We start from the raw sequence: 22,680 nt of genomic DNA, 5'->3' as shown, positions 1-22,680 counted from the left end.
TTTAAGTTCGTCACGTTTCGCAACCACTTCACAACCCGCCGTCAGGGCGGGAATTTTCAACCCTTAAACCCAACACCACCGCAACAAAGCAGACACTTTCACCGAAAAACAAAAAACTAACAGAATTTTACTCTGTGAGTTTTTTTTCAATATCATGCAGCAAACGATGCAACATTGCCGTATCGCGCTGTTCAAGTAAGCCGATTCGTTGTTGCAGCCAGTCAGCCAGTTTTACATCATCGGCGACCTCAAGTTGAGACAGCAGCGCCGTGATTCGCGCACGTAATGCCTGGAGCTGATTTTCACCGCCGGAAGTTAGCGGTTGCGGCGAATGCTGCAACAGGGAAGAGAGTTGATAGCAGTACACCATCACCGCCTGGCCGAGGTTCAGCGACGGGTAATCCGCCACCATCGGCACGCCGGTCAGCACGTCAGCCAGCGCCAGTTCATCGTTGGTTAGCCCGGAATCTTCGCGGCCAAACACCAGCGCGGCGTGTCCCATCCACTGCGATTTTTCCACAAGCATCGGCAAAAGTTCCTGCGGCGTGGCGTAGTAATGGAACTTTGCCCGGCTGCGTGCGGTCGTAGCGACAGTAAAATCAACGTCATGCAGCGCATCGGCAAGGGTGGAATAGCAGGTGATGTTATCAATGATATCGCCAGAACCATGTGCGACCCAGCGGGTCGCTGGCTCCAGGTGGGCCTCGCTATCCACGATACGCAGGTCGCTAAACCCCATGGTTTTCATGGCTCTTGCGGCGGCGCCGATATTTTCAGCTCTTGCTGGTGAAACCAGCACTATCGATAAGCGCATTTAAAGTTCTCTTTCTCACGGGTGACGCGGCAAAAATGTGATGTAGTTCAACATATTGCGCAGCGCGAATTTACAAAATTGCAACAAAAATCACTGAAATGATGTTTCATAACATATAAAAGATACTAAACTATTCATGATGGAAACTATGTGCTTTAATGTTAACAGAGCTTATATATCCTCATGTTTATAAATACTATTTTCGTGCTGTTTAGCTCATCACCATTGGATTCAACGCATTTATCAGTTAATCTACGCAACTAATTGAGTTGTGGAAAAAATGTGATAAGCGTTAGCATTTAGCAGCGATGATTTCACCAAACTGTTAACGTGCTACAATTGAACTTGATATATGTCAACGAAGCGTAGGTTTATTGGCTGTCTGGCGCCTCTTAGCCTGTTATGTTGCTGTTAAAATGGTTAGGATGACAACCGTTTTTGACACTGTCGGGTCCAGAGGGAAAGTACCCACGACCAAGCTAATGATGTTGTTGACGTTGATGGAAAGTGCATCAAGAACGCAATTACGTACTTTAGTCATGTTACGCCGGTGATGTTAATTTACGACATGCATCAGGCAGGTCAGGGACTTTTGTACTTCCTGTTTCGATTTAGTTGGCAATTTAGGTAGCAAACATGCAGACCCCGCACATTCTTATCGTTGAAGACGAGTTGGTAACACGCAACACGTTAAAAAGTATTTTCGAAGCAGAAGGCTACGATGTTTTCGAAGCGACCGATGGCGCGGAAATGCATCAGATCCTCTCTGAAAATGATATCAACCTGGTGATCATGGATATCAACCTGCCAGGGAAAAACGGCCTTCTGCTGGCACGCGAACTGCGCGAGCAAGCAAACGTAGCGCTGATGTTCCTGACCGGACGCGACAATGAAGTCGATAAAATCCTCGGCCTGGAAATCGGTGCTGACGATTACATCACCAAACCGTTCAACCCGCGTGAACTGACCATCCGTGCGCGTAACCTGCTTTCTCGTACCATGAACCTGGGTACCGTCAGCGAAGAACGTCGCAGCGTGGAAAGCTACAAGTTCAACGGTTGGGAACTGGACATCAACAGTCGTTCTCTGGTGAGCCCTAACGGTGAGCAGTATAAACTGCCGCGTAGCGAATTCCGCGCGATGCTGCACTTCTGCGAAAACCCAGGCAAAATTCAGTCTCGTGCTGAACTGCTGAAAAAAATGACCGGTCGCGAGCTGAAGCCGCATGACCGTACCGTTGACGTGACCATTCGTCGTATTCGTAAGCATTTCGAATCTACGCCGGACACGCCGGAAATCATTGCCACCATCCATGGTGAAGGTTACCGCTTCTGCGGCGAACTGCAGGAATAATTAAAAACGGCGCGTTAAGCGCCGTTTTCGTTTCTGCGGTTATCCAGATGTTGCCCGGCGGCGCTTCGCTTACCCGGGCCTGAAAGTCTTATTTCCAGATTCGTAACTCATCACTTTCCGGCAGTTTCGGCGCTTTTGGCAAACCCAGCGCATACCAGTCAAGATTTCGCGTCAGGAACATCACGCCGCACAGGGCTATCAGCAACACGCCCGTCCCCAACAGCAACGAACTCTCCTCTGAACGCAGAAGCCCCCACATCACGCCATCAAGCACCAGCAACGCCAGCGTAAACAACACGCTGCTGCGCCAGCTTTTCAACACCGCCTGCAAATACACGCCGTTCATCAGCGCGCCGACCAGGCTTGCGGTGACCCATGCCGGGGTAAAGCCGATATGCTCCGACAGTGCCAGCAGCAAAAAGTAGAACATCACCAGCGACAGCCCGACCAGCAGATACTGCATCGGGTGCATGCGTCGCCCGGTGAGCGTTTCAAAGACGAAGAAGGCCGTAAAGGTCAGGGCAATCAGCAAAAGCGCGTATTTGGTGGCGCGGTCAGTCAACTGATAGTGATCGGCGGGTGTCGCGACGGAAACGCTAAATGAAGGCAGTGCTGGTGAGGAAAATTTATCGGCCTCGGCGAAACGCTCACCCAGATTATTGGCAAACCAGCTGCTCTGCCAGCGTGCCTGAAAACCAGTGGGACTGACCTCGCGGGTCACGGGAAGAAAATCACCGATAAAGTTCGGATGCGGCCAGTTGCTGTTGAGCACCAGCTCGCTGTTCCGCCCAAGCGGTACCATCGAAAAATTGCCTGTACCACTCAGAACCAGTGAGAAATCGAGGTTAAATTTCTTCTGCGTAAAGGGGAGATTCGGCAACTGAACGTGCAACCCCTGCGACTCTCTGGCAATACCGGTGCCAGGCTCAACCAGCAACGGCGTGCCGTCCAGGCTCGGGGGATTCACCGCACCAATGCCGCGCGTGTCACCCACCGCCATCACCATAAACGGTTTACCTAACGTGATATTGTCGCGGTTGAGCGCCTCCAGCCGCGAAGTATCAAATTCGGCCTTAACGTTAATGTCCGTCTTCCACACCTGCCCTTCATAGATTCCCACTTTGCGCGGTTCAACGTTCTGATTGCCCTCCACCATCAATGATTCCGGCAGCCAGAAATGTATAAACGTGCGCTTTTGCGAAACCTCGTGGTTATTTTCCAGTGTGCTATACACTTCCGTCACCGGAATAGCGATCAGCGGCCCCACCAGCTTTTGTGGCCCGCTGGTGCTTTGGCCGATCGCCTCTTCGACCACGCTGCGGTAATCCGCACGTTCAACAATCAGCCCTCTCACCACCATCAGTGGGATTAGCAGCAACAGCATCGTGCCAACGAGGGTAACAATTTTTACAGCCAGCGGTGATTTTGATTTCGACATAACCTTCTCCTTTGCAATGGCAGCAGAGTAATCGGGCTATGTGCGGTGAATTTGAAGTTATGTGAAGGGACGGTGAAGTGTGAACGTGGCTTCCACGCCACCCTGCTCTCGATTACGTAGCCGGACATCTCCCTGATGCAAACGCGCGACTTCGCTGACAAACGCCAGCCCCAGACCACTGCTTTTGTGACCGTTGGCGCGCGGCAGCGAATAGAAACGCTCAAAGATGCGCGGCAGGGCAAAATCAGGAATACCGCTGCCGGTATCGATAACGTTCAGCACCACGCTGTCGCCCTGCGCATCGGCGCTAAGGGTGATACTCCCCTGCTCCGGCGTAAAATCGATAGCGTTATCCAGCAGATTGCCCATCGCCTGCATCAGCAGGGCTTCATCCGCCGCCACGCTCAGGGTTGTCGGTTCGACATGCAGCGCAATTTGTTTTGCCGCCAGCGTGACGCTACGTGATTCCTGTAGCAGGTTGAATAACGTCGCCACAGACACCGGCATGAGCGTAATCTCCTGGCGATTCTCCAGCCGCGCCTGACGGAGCAACGTTTCTACCAGCGCCTGCATTCGCGCGTTCTGCTGAAGAATATTGTCCGTAAAGCGCAAAACAACGTCCGGCGGCGGCCCTTCGCGTAAGATCTCCGCCGCACCGCGAATCGCCGCCAGTGGGCTTTTAAGCTCGTGCGTCAGGGCATAAACGTACTGCTCGATATAATTTTTGCCTTCCAGTTTCACGCGCATACTTTCCAGCGCCTGCGCCAGCTTGCGCAGTTCACTGCTGCCCAGTTCCGGTAACGGGACCGGCTGTTCAAGCGTGACCGAATCAGCGTAGTGCACCAGTTTACCGATAGAGCGGTTGATCCACAGAATCACGCCGCCGCCAATCAGCAGCGCAATACCCAGCAGCGCGCCCGCCGCCCATAGCATACGATGCTCGCTGCGCTTGATCACCGGCGCGATGGCGGCATTCGGTTTGCCGACGCTGAGCACGCCAATTATCCTGCCGTTATCAACAATCGGCGCGGCGACGTACATCACCGTGCTTTCGGGATCGCTGGGGTCCTGCGCGGTGCTTCGCGCGCCATATTCCCCGCGCAACGTCAGCCAAACATCGTTCCAGCGGGAGTAGTCCTGCCCGACGGCAATATTGGCCGAGTCAAAGACCACCCGCCCCTGCGCATCGGTCATGTAGACGTGATACTCATTGCGAACTTTATGGATACCGCTGATATTGGCGCGGAACGGCTGCGTGCTCAGCTGGCGAAAAGCCTGTGCCAGCTTGCCCTGCGCCGGATTACCCGCCAGCATGTCATCACGCGCCAGCGCCGCCAGCAGCGTCGCGGTGTCAATCAGCGTACCTTCCGTTGCGCGCCGCACGCCGGGCTTGATCTCCTGCACGAAGATCGACAACACGAACCAGCCCGCCACCGCCACGATCAGAAAGTAGCCCAGCAGTACACGCATGCCGATGCGCATCAGGCTTTCACCAGACTATAGCCGAGGCCACGATGGGTATTGATAGGCTGCCGTGATGGGTCGATCACACGCAGCTTGGCGCGCAGCGTTTTGATATGCGTATCCACGGTGCGATCGAAGCTTTCTGCCGCATCGCCCCAGACGATATCCATCAGTTGCTGGCGCGAATAGACCCGTCCCGGTGAAAGAAGCAGCGTTTTCAGCAGCAGAAATTCGTAGCGCGTCAGCAATAGCGGCTGGCCGCACCAGCTCACCTGTGCTGCGGGTTCATCGAGAAGAAAATCACCGACGCGCACCTGCGCAGGCGGTGCAGAAAACTTTTGCAGACGACGCAGGATCGTGCGCACGCGGGCGCAGACTTCACGCGGCGAAAAAGGTTTGGCGACGTAGTCATCCGCGCCGATTTCCAGCCCCAGCAGTTTGTCCACTTCGTCGCTGCGCGCGGTGAGAAACAGCACCGGCAACGCCGCATGGCGTGCCAGCAGCTGGCGACACAATTCGAAACCGCTGATATCCGGCAGGCCGACATCGAGTATGGCCAGGTCTGGCAAGCGGTGTCGCGCCTCTTCCAGCGCGGGCAGGCCGCGCTCAAACGCCCTGACGGTAAATCCCTCTTGTTGAAGCATGTAGATAAGCGTGTCCGCGATGCTTATCTCATCTTCCACCAGCCAGATCAGCGGTTGTTGCATACACGTTCCTTGTTATTTGCCCCACGGCATAATCGGCACCGCGCTTATGGCGTTTTTCGGTGAACCATCGACCACTTTATCGGAATAGGTGAGATACACCAGCGCATTACGTTTGCTGTCGTAGAAGCGGACAACCTGCAGCTTTTTAAAGACTAAAGAAGTCCGTTTCTGGAATACCACTTCACCCTGCGATTTCCCGTTTTTGATTTTATCCGAGAGTTCGATCGGGCCAACCTGCTGGCAGGAAATCGCGGCATCGGAGGTATCTTCCGCCAGCCCTAACCCACCTTTGATGCCACCGGTTTTCGCCCGGCTGATGTAGCAGGTAACGTTGGTGATATCCGGATCGTCGAAGGCTTCGACCACGATTTTGTGGTCAGGGCCAAACATTTTGAAAACGGTATCGACCGAGCCAATTTGTTCCGCATGTGCGCTAAAACCGCAGACACTCAGCACCAGGCCCGCCACTAACTTCTTGTATTTCATATTGTTACCATTCCTGACGATTCGATTGAGTGATTATTCAACATTTCAGATATAAAGTATTGAAAGATCACACCTTTACAAATATTACGTCGCAACCCAATGTAAAAGCGCATGAATGCACAAAAAAAACACTGAATGCTAAAACATCAAAAAATGCTATTATCCGCTACCTTAGTATCAGGCACCTATAATTTTAAGGACGAGGACATTATATGGATCAGGCTGGGATTATTCGCGATCTCCTTGTATGGCTGGAAGGTCATCTGGATCAACCCCTGTCGCTTGATAATGTTGCGGCAAAAGCGGGCTATTCCAAGTGGCATTTGCAGCGGATGTTCAAAGATGTCACCGGTCATGCCATTGGCGCTTACATCCGTGCCCGACGTCTGTCGAAATCCGCCGTAGCGCTACGCCTGACTGCTCGCCCAATTTTAGACATTGCGCTGCAATATCGCTTCGATTCACAGCAAACCTTTACCCGTGCATTCAAAAAGCAGTTTGCTCAGACGCCTGCGCTCTATCGCCGCTCGCCGGACTGGAGCTCCTTCGGCATGCGTCCGCCGCTGCGCCTGGGTGAGTTCACCATGCCGCCGTATGAGTTTGTCACGCTGCCTGCTACGCCGCTGGTTGGGGTAACACAAAGCTATACCTGCAAACTGGAAGAGATTTCCGAATTCCGTCAGCAAATGCGCGTGCAGTTCTGGCAGGAGTTTCTGGGCAATTCTCCGTCTATTCCGCCGATGCTTTACGGCCTGCATGAGCCGCGTCCGAGTCTGGAAAAAGACGATGAGCAGGAAGTGTTCTACACCACGGCGGTAACGCCAGATATGGCTAACGGCCACCTGAATAATTCGCATCCGGTGACGCTGGAAGGCGGCGAGTACGTGATGTTCACGTATGAAGGTTTGGGTACGGGGCTACAGGAATTTATCCTCACGCTTTACGGCACCTGCATGCCAATGCTCAACCTGACCCGTCGTAAGGGCCTGGATATCGAACGTTTCTTCCCGCAGGACGAAGCGCGGGACCAGGAGCCGCCAATTCAGTTGCGCTGCGAATACCTGATCCCAATACGTCGTTAACGCTGCAGTTCGTCTAACGCAGGGGCGTCCAGATGTGAGACGTCGCCTGCGGTTTCCACCACCCATCCCGACGCCAGCCAGGCACTCTGCTGGTGATCAACTCGCGAAATAGAGCAGTTACGCAGACGTAAACGGCGCTCCGCGTACGCGGGCAGGCCGAGGATTGTACTCACCAGGCAACCCAGCGCGATACCGTGGCTGACCAGCAGCGGACGACTTCCCGGCGGCAGTTCCAGACAGCTTTGCAGCGCGCTGTGCATGCGCTCGCTCAGTTCCTGCATCGATTCACCTTCCGGGATACGGCCATCCGGTGTACCGTTGACCAGTTGACGGCGCCACGCTTCTTCTTCCGCCGTTAACGTGTCGATATGGCGCTGTTCCAGCACGCCCATATTCAGCTCACGCAGACGCGGGTCGGCGATCACTTCGCAACCGCAGGCATCAGCGATGATCTCTGCGGTGCGACGGGTACGGCCCAGATCGCTGGTGATGATATGGGTGATCCCCAGTGAGCGAACGCGATCGCCCACTTGCTTTGCCTGATCCTCACCTTTCTGGGTGAGCGGACTATCAGACTGGCCCTGAATACGCCGTTCGGCGTTCCACTGCGTTTCGCCATGGCGAACAAGGTATACCTGTAACATGTCTTTCTTCCGTATACTGCGGTGATGTTAAATCTTATGAGTTGTTCTGATTATGCACAATGTTGTCACAGCTACCACCAATCCTGCCAAAATTCAGGCAATTCTTGCTGCATTTGAGCTGATCTACGGTGAAGGATCCTGCCATATTGACGCTATCTCCGTCGACACTGGCGTGCCTGAACAGCCGATTGGCAGTGTAGAAACGCGCGCTGGCGCACGAAATCGCGTGGAGAACGCCCGTGCCGTACGCCCGAATGCCGATTTTTGGGTGGCGATTGAAGCGGGTATTGATGAAGGCAGTACCTTCAGTTGGGTGGTGATTGAGAGCGCAGATCAGCGCGGCGAAGCGCGTTCCGCTACCTTGCCGTTGCCGGAAGTCATTCTGGAAAAAGTGCGTGAAGGGGAAGAGCTCGGCCCGGTCATGTCGCATTTCACCGGAATCGATAAGATTGGCCGCAAGGAAGGCGCTATCGGCGTGTTCACCAAAGGTGCCCTGACGCGCAGTAGCGTTTATCATCAGGCGGTGGTGTTAGCGTTAAGCCCGTTCCATAACGCGATTTACGGGCAACGCGGGTAAGTTTGCCGGATGGCGGCTGACGCCTTACCCGGCATACGGTGAGATCGTGCATTGTTGCCGGATGGCGGCTGGCGCCTTATCCGGCCTACTACGGTCCGTAGGCCTGATAAGCGCAGCGCCATCAGGCGTTGTTCACCGTTTTCGGCAGCGTCTGCTCCAGCCATTGGCGCAATTCGGCTGGGGCCGATTTCAGGCTGTTCGAACCGCGCGTAATGGTGGCAATGCCTGCGCCCAGCTCTGACTTCAGCTCGCGCTGACTCATCTCACCACGCAGTAATTCTTCAATAATGCGCACGCGCGTGCCCAGCGCTTCGCGCTCGTCAGGCGTCATGATCAAGTCGAGTAAAGGCAGTGCGTGCTCGTCAGCATAGGCCAGACGAAGCAGCTCAACAAAGCGAAGCCATTCCTGATGTCGCTGTTCCGCGACGGAGGCTGAATAAGGGGATTGTTGGGTCATAGTATACCGCCATGTTATGGCGGATGGCACAGGGCCATCCGCTGTATGTACTCTTCAACGAGTACAGCATAACATAGTCACTGCCGATCAGTAACGGCGTTGCCACTCGCTATCGCTAAAGATCGCCTCTTTTTCGCCCATAAAGTGACGATAGTACGCGTCATACGCCAGCACGTTCTTCACATAGCCACGCGTTTCAGAGAACGGAATGCTCTCAACAAACGCGACGGGGTCGATACGCCCGGCGCTGTTGCCAACCCAGGTGCGCACGCGCCCCGGACCGGCATTGTACGCGGCAGATGAGAAGATACGGTTGTTACCAAACTGCTGGTAAACGTATTGCAGATAGCTGGTACCGATGTTGATGTTAGTTTCCGGGTCCAGCAGCTGATTCTGGTTGCTGTAGCCTGGGATGTTAAACATCTGCACCGTGTGCGTCGCCGTACCCGGCATGATTTGCATCAGGCCGCTCGCCCCTACCGGTGATTTCACTTTCGGGTTCCAGGCACTTTCCTGACGTGCAATCGCCATTGCATAACTTTGCGGAATGTCTTTACCGGCGGTGTAACGCACAAAGAGATCGTTATAGGCAGGCGGGAAACGCTCCTGCAAATTATCCCACAGCTTGCCTGCGATGGTCGCCTGTACGCTGAGATCCCACCAGCGTTGGTCAAACGCGTAGCGCGCCAACTGGGCCTGCTCGTTCTTTGTGCGGCTGCTGACCAGGTTCGCCCATTCGCTGCGCGCGGTGTTATCCATATCCCAGTACATCAGTTCACGCACGCGCGCCATTTCCGGGCCGTTCACCAGTAGCGGCGAAACGGTGCCCTGCGGGCCTTCGATGCGCAAGGTGTAATCTTCCCCCAGACGCTGCGCCGCCACCATCGGGTAGAAACCGCGCTGAGTCATTAAGGATTTGAAGATCTCTTTCGCTTCGTCATCGCGCCCGCGCTCCATCAGCAGGTCGGCCTGCCAGTAGCGCCATTCATCTTTCTCTTTGGCATCCATCGGCAGACGCGCCAGCCAGGTATTCAGCCCACGGCGATCGCCGGTGCCAAGCGCCATACGGACCCGACGCTCAATCAGCGATGTAGACTGAGAACGCATAATGGCGTCGTCGCGCCATTTTTCCTGCTCAGAGGTGACGTCAGTGCCCATCAAACGCCAGGCGACGATATCGCGCAGTTCCTGGGTTTGATCGTCATTAAGCTGCTGAGCCTGCACCAGCGACGGGATCATCAAACGCGCGTTTTCCGCATCCTGACGCGCGACGCTGGTAAACGCCACCGCCGCCACCGAGCGGGTAAAATCGGTCGCGCCCGTGGTGCGCGCAAAGGTCAGCACGTTATTGGGATTGTTCGCAAGGTCGGTCACCGCCTGCGAAATGGTTTGATAATCCGGCGGCATCTGCGAGGCCAGCGCTTTGACCAGCGAAGTATTACCCGCGTTCATCGCCAGTCGGATACGTTCGAGATACGCGAGTGGGTCCTGCGTACCGGACGAACGCCAGGCGCTGAACAGTTTGTCGCAGGCATTTGGCTGGCTTTTCCCCGTCAGCCACAGTTCTTTCGCACCGTCCCAGGCCTGCTGGGTTTCGCCAACATTATATTTGGCGTAGTAATAGTTACACTGCGCTTCGGTGGTGCCAGGTTTGTCCGGGCTGAAGGCCAGCAAGCCGCGCCAGTCTTCGCGTCGCGCCAGTTCGTTTACAAAGCGATTTTTGAGCGTCCGCGCCGGCGGCAGCGTCGGGTTATCGCGCACAAAATTGGTGACGGTAACGGCTGGCGTGTTCATCAAATCGCCGGAGATCTGGCGATATTCCAGGTAAGGATAAAGCGGATAATCCCGCAAGGTTGGCATCAACTGGCCCACGACATCCATCTGTCGGTTATCCCAGGCCTGCTTAATCTGCGAATAGCGACTGCGCTGTTCGTCCAGTGAATCCGCGTGAGCCAGGTTGTTAAGTGACAACAGGCAAACACTGGCCGCTAACACGCGCCACGCCATGGGTTTGGCTTTTTTCACACGATCTTCCTCTAATCAATCACATGTTGCAGCTTCATGCCGCGTATAAGATATCTATTTCATGCTAACCACACATGAGGCAACGCGCCACGTTCTGGACACATTTTTACGCTTTTATCGCGTTAACCGCCTCGCTGGGATTAACGAACGAAAAAGGCTACACTTCGGCTTTGTATACTTACCATCAAAATAAAAGAGGCGAAGTCCAACGTGGCTCAATTCGTTTATACCATGCATCGTGTCGGCAAAGTGGTTCCGCCGAAACGTCATATTCTGAAAAACATCTCACTGAGCTTCTTCCCTGGCGCAAAAATCGGTGTACTGGGCCTGAACGGCGCCGGTAAATCTACGCTGCTGCGCATCATGGCCGGTATCGATACCGACATCGAAGGTGAAGCACGTCCGCAGCCAGGTCTGAAGATTGGTTACCTGCCGCAGGAACCTCAGTTAAATCCGGAACATACCGTTCGTGAATCCGTTGAAGAAGCGGTTGCCGAAGTGGTTAACGCGCTGAAAGGTCTGGACGAAGTCTACGCCAAATATGCCGAGCCGGATGCCGACTTCGATAAACTCGCCGCTCAGCAGGGCAAGTTTGAAGAAATCATTCAGGCGCATGATGGCCATAACCTGAACGTTCAGCTGGAACGCGCCGCCGATGCGCTGCGTCTGCCGGACTGGGATGCCAAAATCGCCACCCTTTCCGGTGGTGAACGTCGCCGCGTCGCGCTGTGCCGCCTGCTGCTGGAAAAACCAGACATGCTGCTGCTCGACGAACCGACTAACCACCTGGATGCGGAATCCGTCGCGTGGCTGGAACGCTTCCTGCACGACTTCGAAGGGACCGTTGTGGCAATCACCCACGACCGTTACTTCCTCGATAACGTGGCGGGCTGGATTCTGGAACTTGACCGTGGCGAAGGTATTCCGTGGGAAGGTAACTACTCCTCCTGGCTGGAACAGAAAGATCAGCGTCTGGCGCAGGAAGCTTCTCAGGAAGCGGCGCGTCGTAAGTCGATCGAGAAAGAGCTGGAATGGGTACGTCAGGGCGCGAAAGGCCGTCAGTCTAAAGGCAAAGCGCGTCTGGCTCGTTTCGAAGAACTTAACAACGTTGAGTACCAGAAACGTAACGAAACCAACGAACTGTTTATTCCGCCAGGAGCGCGTCTGGGGGATAAAGTGGTGGAAGTCAGCAATCTGCGTAAATCTTACGGCGATCGCGTACTGATTGACGACCTGACGTTCTCGGTACCGAAAGGTGCGATTGTCGGTATCATCGGCCCGAACGGCGCGGGTAAATCGACGCTGTTCCGCATGATGTCCGGTCAGGAACAGCCTGATAGCGGTTCTATCACGCTGGGTGATACCGTGAAACTGGCGTCCGTTGATCAGTTCCGTGATGCGATGGATAACAGCAAAACCGTGTGGGAAGAAGTTTCCGGCGGGCTGGATATCATGAAGATCGGCAACACCGAGATGCCAAGCCGCGCGTACGTTGGCCGCTTTAACTTTAAAGGCGTTGACCAGGGTAAACGCGTAGGCGAGCTGTCCGGCGGTGAGCGCGGTCGTCTGCACCTGGCGAAACTGTTGCAGGTAGGCGGCAACGTTCTGCTGCTCGATGAACCGACCAACGACCTGGATATCGAAACCCTGCGCGCGCTGGAAAACGCCCTGCTGGAGTTCCCTGGCTGCGCAATGGTTATCTCGCACGACCGTTGGTTCCTTGACCGTATCGCCACGCACATTCTGGATTACCAGGATGAAGGTAAAGTGGAATTCTTCGAAGGTAACTTTACCGAATACGAAGAGTATAAGAAACGCACGCTGGGCGCAGACGCGCTGGAGCCGAAGCGTATCAAGTACAAGCGTATTGCGAAGTAATAACATTATCGCAGGCCGGGCAAGCGTTAGCGCCCCCGGCCTACATTTCTTGCGAATACATACATTTCACGAATAAAAATTTAATTTAAATTCATTTAATCTTTAATATCCACAAATCCAATAAATAGATCCTCCAATCTAATCCACGCTTCAAATATTATTACAAACATTCATTGCAATTCTGGAATAACAAGATTGAGATGCCAGATGGTCTATGCTACAAATAGCGGCACCAGAAGGAATTGCGCCATATATTCAGCTAATCTAGTTTAGCGAGTTAATTATTCGCGCCAGCTATATTCAGCATGCGTTAAAACCATTCATCATCGACATTAACAAAGGATTGATATGTCTATTATTTATAATTCCCACTATTATTCCCAACGTCATCACTATTAATTATTTATTTGACGAATATATTTTTAATTAAATCGCGTTCGGAATTATGAAAACTAATCACGTGTTTATTACTCATCTCTTTCAGCGTCTGAAAACCTGTCGGCAGTGCGCCTGCGCGCTACCGTTCCAGCGCTATCTTGCGCATATTTTTATTACCGCGCCGATGGCGTTGCTTTTGATTTATCTGTTCATTTTTAGCCAGCCGCGCTACATGAGCGAATCCAAAGTCGCCGTAAAACGCCCCAATGAAATTGACAGTTCAAGCCTGAACGTTGGCCTGCTGCTGGGAGCGTCGAACCCGTCGTCGGCGGAAGATTCCCTCTATTTAAAAGAGTACATCAACTCGCCCGATATGCTGATGGCATTGGATAAGCGACTCAACTTCCATCAGGCATTCAGCCAAAGCGGTTGGGATCTCTTCTTCCATCTTCCCGCTGACGCCACCACCGAAGAGTTTCTCGACTACTACCGCAGCCGGATTTCCATCGCTTATGACGAAAAATCGGGCCTGCTGGATATTCAAACGCAGGGCTTCACCCCCGAGTTTGCTCAGGCCTTTAACCACGCGGTGCTGAAAGAGTCCGAGCGCTTTATCAACGAGCTTTCCCATCGTATTTCGCGCGAGCAGATGCAGTTTGCTGAAGAAGAGCTGCACCAAACCCGTCAGCGCCTGAACGAGAGCAAAAAGCAGTTGCTCGCTTATCAGAATAAAAACAACGTCCTCGACCCCGCAGCCTCTGCTGAAGCCGCCACTACGCTTGTGAATACGCTGATTGCCAAAAAAATCGAGATGGAAGCAGATCTGCGAAATCTGTTGACCTATTTACGCGCCGACGCGCCGCAGGTGGTCAGCACTAAAAACGCCATTAAAGCGTTGCAGGCGCAAATCGATCAAGAGCAAAGCAAAATCACCGCGCCGGAAGGGAAAAAGCTCAACAGCATGGCGGTCGATTTCGAAGAGATAAAAGGCACCGTGGCCTTTGATACGGACCTTTACGCTCTGGCGCTGAAAGCCCTTGAGAAAACGCGCATGGAAAGCGCGCGCAAGCTGAAAACCCTGTCGGTTATCAGTTCGCCACAGCGCCCGGAAGAGTCGTCATTCCCGAATATTCCTTATTTATTAATCAGCTGGTTACTGGTGTGCGGCCTGCTGTTTGGTACTGCCAAACTGCTGCTGGGCATTATTGAAGACCATAAAGACTGACGGCCTGAGCCATTTTTAACAGAGTGCATTATGAAATTAGCTAAATCCGTAGTTCTGCTCGCAGTCCTTCACGTTGGGCAGGCGCTCGCCACAGGCGTCACCGCCGACCCGGAACTGACCGGCGCCGCACCGTTATCACCGCTCATCAGCGGGCAAAAGTCACCTGCGGTGAACAACGGTTTTGATAACACGCCGCCGATGATGGAAGCGCCGGCGTTAAGCCGCATGTTCGGCGCGCAGCTGTTTAACGGCACCAGCGCCGACAGTGGTACCAGCATCGGATTTAACCCGAGCTATGTTGTTTCGCTGGGCGATACCATTCAGGTGCGTCTGTGGGGCGCGTTTAACTTTGACGGCGCGCTGCCGGTCGACCCGAAAGGCAATATCTTTGTACCGAATATCGGGCCGCTGAAAGTGGCTGGCGTACCGAACGGGCAGCTTAATGGCCTGGTGACCGCGAAGGTCAAAGAGGTTTATCAGTCTAACGTTAACGTCTATGCCTCGCTGTTGCAGGCGCAGCCGGTGAAAGTGTTCGTTACCGGCTATGTCAAAAACCCCGGCCTGTACGGCGGTGTGGCGTCCGATTCGCTGCTCTCCTACCTGAGTAAAGCGGGCGGCGTAGACAGCGAGCGCGGCAGTTATGTTGACATCACCATCAAGCGCGGCAAATCGACGCGCTCCCGCGTCAACCTGTATGACTTCCTGCTTAACGGTACGCTGAATCTGTCGCAGTTCTCAGACGGCGATACCATCGTCGTGGGCCCGCGTAAATATACCTTCAGCGTGGATGGCGACGTCTATAACAGCTATGACTTCGAATTCGCCAGCAGCGCCATTTCGGTGGATGAAGCGCTGAGCTGGGCGCGGCCAAAACCGGGCGCAACCCACTTCACCATCGTCCGCCAGCAGGGCACGGTAAAACGCACGGAATATTATCCGTTGAGCGGTGCCGCGGGCCGCACGTTGCAGGATGGCGACAAACTGATCGTCAGTTCTGACCGCTATGCCGGCACCATTCAGGTGCGCATCGAGGGCGCACATTCCGGCGAACACGCGCTGGTGCTGCCTTATGGCGCAAGCATGAAACAGGTGCTCACACAGCTGCGCCCGAACAGCATGTCGCAGATGAACAGCATTCAGCTTTATCGCCACTCTGTCGCCATCCGGCAAAAAGAGATGCTCACCCTTGAGCTGCAAAAGCTGGAACAGGCGTCGCTCTCTTCCCAGTCATCCACCCAGGAAGAAGCGCAGCTTCGTATGCAGGAAGCGCAGCTGGTCAGCCGTTTTGTGGCGAAAGCGCGTCAGGTGGTGCCGAAAGGCCAGGTGGTGCTGAACGAGAAAAACCTCGATTCAGTCCTACTGGAAGATGGCGATGTCATCAGCATTCCGGAGAAAACCTCGCTGGTTATGGTGCATGGCGAAGTGCTGTTCCCGAACGCCATCAGTTGGGAAGAGAAGCTTGACGCTGACGATTACATCGAGAAATGCGGCGGCCTGACGCAGAAATCCGGTCAGTCGAAAATCATCGTGATTCATCAGGACGGTTCTGCGGTGGATGCGGACGATGTCGGTGCTCTGGCGGCAGGCGATGAAATTATGGTTCTGCCGAAGTACGAGTCGAAAAACATCGAAGTGACGCGCGGCATCTCCACCATTCTTTATCAACTGGCGGTGGCGGCGAAAGTCATTCTGGATATCTAACGCACGAATGCAGGGAGCATTATGATCGGCGTCTATTCCTCGGGGATTTGGAAAATCCCCCATCTGAGCCAGCTGCTCGGCAAGCCCTGCCGCAAGCTGTCGGTTAGCGGTGCCATTCCCGGCGACATTTCCGCCGTCGCCGTCTGGGGAATGAAAGACAACACTGCGCTGCCCGCCGCCAAAGCGCGGGCGGCGGATTTACCGCTGCTGCGCCTGGAAGATGGCTTTATTCGCTCGCTCGGGCTGGGCGTGAATGGTCATCCGCCGCTCTCTATCGTGGTTGACGATCTTGGCATTTACTACGATGCCAGCCGCCCGAGCAGGCTGGAACGGCTCATCCATAAAGAGTGTGAAGAGAATGCCTTCGCTGAAGAGGCGCAATCGGCCATCGACCTGATTGTGAGCGGCGATTTATCGAAGTACAACCACGCCCTGCCCTTCCCCGCTGCCGCGCATGAAAAGCCGATTGTGCTGGTTATCGATCAGACGTACGGCGATGTGTCGATAACCCTGGGCGGAGGGTCGGCGCAAAGTTTTAGCAACATGCTGGCCGCCGCCTGTGAAGAAAATCCGGACGCTGAAATTTGGGTCAAAACGCATCCCGACGTGTTGAGCGGTAAAAAGCGGGGTTATCTTACCGACCGCTTCAGCGACCCACGTATTCGCTTGCTGGCGCAGGACGTTAGCCCACAGTCGCTGCTGCGCAGTGCGAGCCGTGTCTATACCGTTACCTCGCAATACGGCATCGAGGCGCTGATGGCCGGGAAATCGGTAACCTGCTTTGGCCTGCCGTGGTATGCCGGATGGGGGCTGACGGACGATCGCCACCCACTGGCGGAGTCATTAACCGGCAGGCGCGGCCAGGCGACGCTGCTGCAATTAATTGGCGCAGCGCTGCTGCGGTATCCGCGTTATCTCGACCCCTACACCCACAAACGTGGCACCTTATTCGACGTACTGCACGCGCTCCAGCTGCAACGCCAGCATATGATTTCTCGCAGCGGCCATCTGTGGGTTCCCGGCCTGACGCTGTGGAAGAGCGCCATCATGAAAACCTTCCTCAAAACGCCGGAAAACACCCTGAGCTTTGAGAAAAAATCGCCAGCGGCCACCGCCTGCGTGGTGTGGGGCGTGAACGGCGAAACCAAATTCAGCCAGGCGGCGCACGCGCAGAACCTGCCCATTTGGCGAATGGAGGACGGTTTTCTGCGCTCAAGCGGGCTGGGTTCCGACCTGCATATGCCGCTGTCGCTGGTGCTGGATAAAACCGGGATTTACTACGATGCCCGCCGCGCCAGCGACCTGGAAACGCTACTCAACCATTCAACACTGCGCCTCGATGAACGCGACCGCGCGCTGGCGCTTCAGCAGACGCTGGTCAGCAGCAAGCTCAGTAAATATAACCTCGGCAAAGGCTGGCAACGGCCTGAGGCCGCCGACGGTAAACGCCTGCTGCTGGTGCCCGGCCAGGTGGAGAACGACGCCTCCATCGCCACAGGGAGTGTCGATATTCAAAGCAACCTGGCGCTGCTGCGTACCGTACGCGAGCGTAACCCGTCGGCGTTTATCGTCTATAAGCCGCATCCTGACGTGCTGGCAGGCAATCGCCCCGGCCATATTGATGCCGACGTGATGGCACATCTGGCTGACTGCGTGGCCATGGATGCCGACATTATCGACTGCATTACCGCCTGTGATGAACTGCACACCATGACTTCGCTTTCCGGGTTTGAAGCGCTGATGCATGGCAAAACCGTGTACTGCTACGGCCTGCCGTTTTACGCGGGCTGGGGGTTAACCCACGACGAACATACCTGTTCGCGGCGCAACCGTACGCTCACTCTGGCAGACCTGATTTACCAGACGCTGATAGTTTACCCCACCTACATTCATCCGCAGGAGAAGCGCGTGCTTCCGGTAGAAGAGGCGGCGGCATGGCTGATGGAGCAGACAAGGCCAGAAACGATCGCGAGGAAAAAAGCCGGACGCATCACGCGATGGGTGCGCAAGGGCGTGAATCTTTATCGGGTGAAATTTAATTAGCGAGGGCTGAGGCATGGACAGCACAGCAATGAGCAAATTACTGGCGGGTAAGCGGTATCTGCTTTTACAGGGGCCGATGGGGCCGTTCTTTGCCGACCTGGCCGACTGGCTGGAGAGCAAAGGCCGCGAAGCGGTAAACGTGGTCTTTAACGGCGGCGATCGCTTTTACTGTCGGCATCGCCCGGTGCTGCAATATGACCAGACGCCAGAATATTTTGCCCACTGGCTAAAAGAGACGTGGAAAACCTATCCCTTTGATACATTGATCTGTTTTGGTGATTGCCGACCGCTACACCAGGTCGCCCGGCAATGGGCGCAGGCCAAAGGGCTGCGTTTTCTGGCATTTGAAGAGGGATACCTGCGCCCGCACTTTATTACCCTTGAAGAGGGCGGCGTAAACGCCTACTCCTCCCTGCCTCGCGATCCTGAATTTTATCGCCATCTGCCCGAACTGCCGCCACGCAATATTCAGCCGTTAAAACCCTCGACTCGCTTACGCTACTGGCACGCGACCTGGTACTACCTGGAGGGCTGGTTTCACCGTCACGACTACCCGCTTTATCGACACCACAAGTCTTTCTCGCCGTGGTATGAGATGCGCTGCTGGGTGCGCGCCTGGCGACGCAAACACTGGTATGCGTTTAAAGAGCGCGACGTTCTTCCCCGGCTTCAGACGCAGCTGGATAAACGCTATTACCTCGCGATTTTACAGGTTTATAACGACAGCCAGATCCGCAACCACAGCGGCTATGCCGACGTGCGTGATTACATCAACGACGTGATGTACTCCTTTGCCACCAAAGCCCCTGCGACCAAGTTTCTGGTGTTCAAGCATCATCCGATGGATCGCGGTCATCGCCTGTATCGCCCGCTAATTAATAAGCTCAGTAAGAAATACGGCATTCGTAACCGGGTGCTGTACGTGCACGATCTCCCGATGCCGGAGATGCTAAAGCATGCCAAAGCGGTGGTGACGATTAACAGTACGGCGGGCCTGTCGGCGTTGATTCACAACAAACCGCTGAAGGTGATGGGCGATGCCCTGTACGATATGAAAGGCTTAACGTATCAGGGGCATCTGCATCAGTTCTGGACGGCGGAATTCCAGCCGGATATGGGGTTACTGGCGATCTTCCGCAGTTATCTGCTGGAGACTACGCAGATAAATGCGGTGTTTTATGGGGATGAGAATAGACTTATGGTAATAAACAACCATTCAAAAAGCACAAATATTGAAATTTTAAATAAAAAAAATAAAACCCATAAAAACGTTAAATACTAGAATATATTTTAAAGCAAAAACTCAACCAAAAATATCATTCCAATAATCTGTATCCGCATCGTATTTTATACTCATTGAAATGTTAGCAAATCTGTCATCATCTATAATTAGAGACTTCAAAAATTCAATTAGCTCTACAGAATCTGCTTGACCATCATTTAATATTTTATTTTTTAAAGCTCTTGCTTCTTTAAAAACCCGACGACTAAATAAAAGATAATTAAAATCCCCCTCCATTACATAAGAACTAATCATTTCATCTTTCATGATAGAAACATTGATAAAATCCTCAATTGTTTTTTTGTTTACAGGCCTATTCGTAAGACTGGTTTTATATCTCACCCATGAATACAAGCGCTTATAAAGCAAATCAATTCTTGGTGAATGCTTGTAGGCTTGAAGCAAAAAAATATGGTCCTCTCCATTATGTACTCCCTCAGGAAATGTTACATTTTCTTTAGATAAATAGGAGCGTTTATATGCTTTACCCCAGGATAATCTTGGCAGTTCCCCTAGCAATAGAGACAAGAAACGATCACTGCCTGACACATAATCTTCAATTTTTGTTCCTGATATAACCTGGCCTTCTTCATTTACTGAGCGATACATACATTCAATTATATCTGAATGATTTTCACATGCTTTATGTTTAAACTCAGATACGTAATCTTTGCAAATCCTATCATCCGCATCAATAAACAAAATATAATCACTAGTGGATTTTTTTACTCCATGGTTTCTTGCAGACCCTGGTCCCTCTCCAGAGGAGTATAAAATTTCATATTTAAACCTAAAAACACTATCATTCAAAAAAACTATTGAGTTATCTTCACAATGATCAGAAACAAAATAGACATTAAAATTCAAATCACTTTGATTATTTAAGTCACTACATATACCCGGCAAAAAATTCATAGAGTCTTTGAATGGAATGATAATATCAAATTTCATTATTATAGTCCTTTACATCTTCCGAGGAAATTAATGATTCCAAAAATTCTCGTTCACGTTGCCAATTATGAATTGTATTTAAACCTACTCGCCTTCCTGAAGAATAAGATGTCGAAACGCCTTGAGCTTGATCAGTTAAAGAAAAACCAAATACTTGGTTCTGACACAGTTCGCCACTTATTGTGTATACCCAATGCATAAGCTTCAAACCACTACTTGGAGATGCTGCTATTTTTTGCGTTAATGCTATATCCAACTTCCTTGGTAATAAACATATTTTATCAGCGTACTGAAATAGATCATGAACTTTAAAGAAGAGATTTTTTGTAGAATATAAATTGCCATCAGATATAACAAGATAATCAAGGTTGTATTTTCTATTTCGTTGCGTCTCATAATAACGAGGGTTAATGATCAGAACATTTGTCTTTTTCCCATAGTCAATACAGTACGGATAATCAGTTATTGCCCCATTAAAACGCACGACTTTATCAAAAGAGTCGATGTATTTTCCTTTTTTCTTGTTCAACTCAATAGGAGCATTACCAACTACAGCCAATCTATGTGAGTACGTTTCTAAATACTGTTCAAACTCCCATTCATTACGACTTAACATAAGAAAAAGATCATGCTCTTTTTCAGCCCAACACTCATTGATCAACCCATTTTTAAACAACAAATATGTTAATCCAAGATAGCGATGATTATTCCATGCATCAACATCTTTTTCCTTTGCTTTTAATGCAATTTCAATTGCTTTATCATACGCGCCACTCTCTACAAAAAATGCCGCTAAAGTCATTAAAAAATGTACCGGAAATGCTTTTTTCTTAGAAAGATTACAAATTTTATTCGCTATACTTTCCAACCGACCATCTGTCCCAAGGATACGATAAGCCTTCTTGAAAAATAGAATCAAATCATCTAACTGTAATTTATCGCACCTTTCATTTAATATAGACACGACGCCTCTAATTACTTTTTCCTCATATATGCCAGCTGACAAGGCATATTTAATCTGAGATTGCTCAGTGCTCTCTGGCCTTTCAAGATAATAATAATACAACATATTGAAATCATTAATTTCCTTCATATGTTGTACATTAATTTTATGAACGACACCTTCAATAACAGAAAAAGACTTACTTTCACAAGAGTTTTCTACCGATGAAATAAGCACCTCCCCCTTTAATAAAGTATTATCCTCCACAGGATGTTCTATTTTCCCTACAAATACATCGTCATTAAGACAAAACAATATCTCATTGTCATTTAACCTATAGTTACCTATGTTTAAAGTTGCATGGGCGTTAAATATTTTATAGCAATGATTATAAAAAACCTTACTTTCCAGACTCAATTCATTCAAGTAAATCTGTATCTGCTCTTTATCTTTAGATGAAAATTTATCGGTGGAAATATTTCTTTTGTTTTCAGTAGGTCTGTTTCCATTAAATATCTTACTATCTTGAAAAAAACCTTTTGGGTTACTTACTAGTTTTCTGGCTTTTCTATACAATACACTCATTTTAACAACTCCGAAATATTGTTAATACCATAAGGGTGTGTTGTATTTAACGATGCCTTATGCCAAACAATGCCTTCCTTTACAACTTTTGCAGGACTTCCTACAGCTAAACAATATGAATCTATTTTATTTACTACCGTGGAGCCCAAACCGATGATGGCACCTTTATGAATAGTTACTCCTTTTAAAACAGTTACTTTATTTGCTAACCACACACAATCCTGAATAACCACATCTCTTGAATAATTAATTCTTTCTCCATTTGATTTGAAAAAAATAGGATGGTAATCATGGTTATATATATTTACGTCAATTCCAAACATGCAATCATTACCAATGAATATTCCTTTGCCTTCAGCTAGATGAAGTTTTAAGCCGGCAGTTGAAGAAAATCTCTCACCTATAACAAGAGTACATTTGGCCCCTATTTTTATCATTCCATTAAGTTTTGAACCTTTGCCAATAGAAATCCGATTGTCACCACCGTAATCTGTAATTGATACTCCATCAACTTTAACATTTGAATCAAATTCAAAAACAGTTCGTTCTCCATTTAGAGAAACATTAACTGCTTTCCATATAACTGGCTCACCAATTACATGTCCATTCCTTGACTCCACTAAATTAACAAACTCTTGAAATGTCAT

General features: G+C 51.4%; 20 protein-coding genes. 8 read left to right on the top strand and 12 right to left on the bottom strand.

Going from position 1 to position 22,680, the window contains the following annotated elements; translation table 11 throughout:
- Positions 1 to 127: 127 nt before the first annotated feature.
- The gene (locus AC1MKH_RS03365; RefSeq protein ID WP_276221916.1) at positions 128 to 814 is read right to left on the bottom strand and encodes a tRNA/rRNA methyltransferase; all 687 of its coding nucleotides are present in this window, start codon (positions 812 to 814) and stop codon (positions 128 to 130) included.
- Positions 815 to 1,214: 400 nt separating this feature from the next.
- Positions 1,215 to 1,355, bottom strand: a complete 141-nt coding sequence (gene yjjY / locus AC1MKH_RS03360; protein WP_001622273.1) for a YjjY family protein — start codon at positions 1,353 to 1,355, stop codon at positions 1,215 to 1,217.
- A 95-nt stretch (positions 1,356 to 1,450) separates the two neighbouring features.
- On the opposite strand from yjjY, the gene arcA reads away from it, so the two are divergent.
- On the top strand, positions 1,451 to 2,167 hold the full coding sequence (gene arcA, locus AC1MKH_RS03355) for a two-component system response regulator ArcA (RefSeq protein WP_015966004.1): 717 nt from the start codon (positions 1,451 to 1,453) through the stop codon (positions 2,165 to 2,167).
- 88 nt (positions 2,168 to 2,255) lie between these two features.
- Here the strand turns inward: arcA and creD are convergent, their stop codons facing one another.
- Genes creD through creA form a run of 4 tightly spaced genes read right to left on the bottom strand, consistent with a single transcriptional unit; the run spans position 2,256 to position 6,262 of the window.
- Positions 2,256 to 3,605 (bottom strand): cell envelope integrity protein CreD, encoded by a 1,350-nt coding sequence (gene creD, locus AC1MKH_RS03350; protein ID WP_276221912.1) that lies wholly within the window; start codon positions 3,603 to 3,605, stop codon positions 2,256 to 2,258.
- Positions 3,606 to 3,662: 57 nt separating this feature from the next.
- The gene (gene creC, locus AC1MKH_RS03345; protein ID WP_276221910.1) at positions 3,663 to 5,087 is read right to left on the bottom strand and encodes a two-component system sensor histidine kinase CreC; all 1,425 of its coding nucleotides are present in this window, start codon (positions 5,085 to 5,087) and stop codon (positions 3,663 to 3,665) included.
- Positions 5,087 to 5,776 (bottom strand): two-component system response regulator CreB, encoded by a 690-nt coding sequence (gene creB, locus AC1MKH_RS03340; protein ID WP_276221908.1) that lies wholly within the window; start codon positions 5,774 to 5,776, stop codon positions 5,087 to 5,089. Before creB ends, creC begins: the two co-directional genes overlap by 1 nt.
- A 12-nt stretch (positions 5,777 to 5,788) precedes the next feature.
- Positions 5,789 to 6,262, bottom strand: a complete 474-nt coding sequence (gene creA / locus AC1MKH_RS03335) for a protein CreA (RefSeq protein WP_015966008.1) — start codon at positions 6,260 to 6,262, stop codon at positions 5,789 to 5,791.
- Between the two features lie 212 nt (positions 6,263 to 6,474).
- On the opposite strand from creA, the gene robA reads away from it, so the two are divergent.
- Positions 6,475 to 7,344: an MDR efflux pump AcrAB transcriptional activator RobA gene (robA, locus tag AC1MKH_RS03330; RefSeq protein ID WP_149463008.1), complete on the top strand. Its 870-nt coding sequence runs from the start codon at positions 6,475 to 6,477 to the stop codon at positions 7,342 to 7,344.
- Here robA and gpmB read toward each other — a convergent pair.
- Positions 7,341 to 7,988, bottom strand: coding sequence for a 2,3-diphosphoglycerate-dependent phosphoglycerate mutase GpmB (gene gpmB, locus AC1MKH_RS03325; protein ID WP_015966010.1), 648 nt, complete (start codon positions 7,986 to 7,988; stop codon positions 7,341 to 7,343). The genes robA and gpmB overlap by 4 nt on opposite strands.
- A gap of 52 nt (positions 7,989 to 8,040) precedes the next feature.
- On the opposite strand from gpmB, the gene yjjX reads away from it, so the two are divergent.
- Positions 8,041 to 8,565 carry an inosine/xanthosine triphosphatase gene (yjjX, locus tag AC1MKH_RS03320; protein ID WP_276221902.1) on the top strand — a complete coding sequence of 175 codons (525 nt, stop codon included), beginning with the start codon at positions 8,041 to 8,043 and terminating at the stop codon, positions 8,563 to 8,565.
- A gap of 121 nt (positions 8,566 to 8,686) precedes the next feature.
- On the opposite strand, the gene trpR is transcribed toward yjjX, so the two are convergent.
- Both trpR and sltY read right to left on the bottom strand, forming a co-directional pair.
- On the bottom strand, positions 8,687 to 9,022 hold the full coding sequence (trpR, locus tag AC1MKH_RS03315; protein WP_015966012.1) for a trp operon repressor: 336 nt from the start codon (positions 9,020 to 9,022) through the stop codon (positions 8,687 to 8,689).
- Positions 9,023 to 9,109: 87 nt separating this feature from the next.
- Positions 9,110 to 11,047 (bottom strand): murein transglycosylase, encoded by a 1,938-nt coding sequence (sltY, locus tag AC1MKH_RS03310; RefSeq protein ID WP_276221900.1) that lies wholly within the window; start codon positions 11,045 to 11,047, stop codon positions 9,110 to 9,112.
- Positions 11,048 to 11,257: 210 nt separating this feature from the next.
- Between sltY and ettA the strand changes: the two genes are divergently transcribed.
- The 5 genes from ettA (at position 11,258) to AC1MKH_RS03285 (ending at position 19,554) form a co-directional block, all read left to right on the top strand.
- Entirely contained in the window at positions 11,258 to 12,925 is a 1,668-nt protein-coding gene (ettA, locus tag AC1MKH_RS03305) for an energy-dependent translational throttle protein EttA (protein WP_149463005.1), read from the top strand.
- A gap of 445 nt (positions 12,926 to 13,370) precedes the next feature.
- Positions 13,371 to 14,528 (top strand): capsule biosynthesis protein, encoded by a 1,158-nt coding sequence (locus tag AC1MKH_RS03300; RefSeq protein WP_276221897.1) that lies wholly within the window; start codon positions 13,371 to 13,373, stop codon positions 14,526 to 14,528.
- A gap of 30 nt (positions 14,529 to 14,558) precedes the next feature.
- Positions 14,559 to 16,229, top strand: a complete 1,671-nt coding sequence (locus AC1MKH_RS03295) for a polysaccharide biosynthesis/export family protein (protein ID WP_276221894.1) — start codon at positions 14,559 to 14,561, stop codon at positions 16,227 to 16,229.
- Positions 16,230 to 16,250: 21 nt separating this feature from the next.
- Positions 16,251 to 18,272: a capsule polysaccharide biogenesis protein gene (locus AC1MKH_RS03290; RefSeq protein WP_276221892.1), complete on the top strand. Its 2,022-nt coding sequence runs from the start codon at positions 16,251 to 16,253 to the stop codon at positions 18,270 to 18,272.
- 13 nt (positions 18,273 to 18,285) lie between these two features.
- On the top strand, positions 18,286 to 19,554 hold the full coding sequence (locus AC1MKH_RS03285) for a capsule polysaccharide biogenesis protein (RefSeq protein WP_276221891.1): 1,269 nt from the start codon (positions 18,286 to 18,288) through the stop codon (positions 19,552 to 19,554).
- A 21-nt stretch (positions 19,555 to 19,575) separates the two neighbouring features.
- Here AC1MKH_RS03285 and AC1MKH_RS03280 read toward each other — a convergent pair whose 3' ends face one another.
- From AC1MKH_RS03280 to AC1MKH_RS03270, 3 genes are read right to left on the bottom strand one after another with little or no spacing between them, the layout of a single operon-like run.
- Positions 19,576 to 20,505 (bottom strand): glycosyltransferase family 2 protein, encoded by a 930-nt coding sequence (locus tag AC1MKH_RS03280; RefSeq protein WP_276221888.1) that lies wholly within the window; start codon positions 20,503 to 20,505, stop codon positions 19,576 to 19,578.
- Positions 20,495 to 22,033: a glycosyltransferase family 29 protein gene (locus AC1MKH_RS03275; protein ID WP_276221886.1), complete on the bottom strand. Its 1,539-nt coding sequence runs from the start codon at positions 22,031 to 22,033 to the stop codon at positions 20,495 to 20,497. The genes AC1MKH_RS03280 and AC1MKH_RS03275 overlap by 11 nt, the downstream gene beginning before the upstream one ends.
- Entirely contained in the window at positions 22,030 to 22,680 is a 651-nt protein-coding gene (locus AC1MKH_RS03270; protein ID WP_276221884.1) for an acyltransferase, read from the bottom strand. The genes AC1MKH_RS03275 and AC1MKH_RS03270 overlap by 4 nt, the downstream gene beginning before the upstream one ends.

Source organism: Pseudocitrobacter sp. CD920760 (assembly GCF_057782505.1).
Note: the sequence above shows the minus strand (reverse complement) of the source record. Positions and strands in the feature narration are given on the sequence as shown.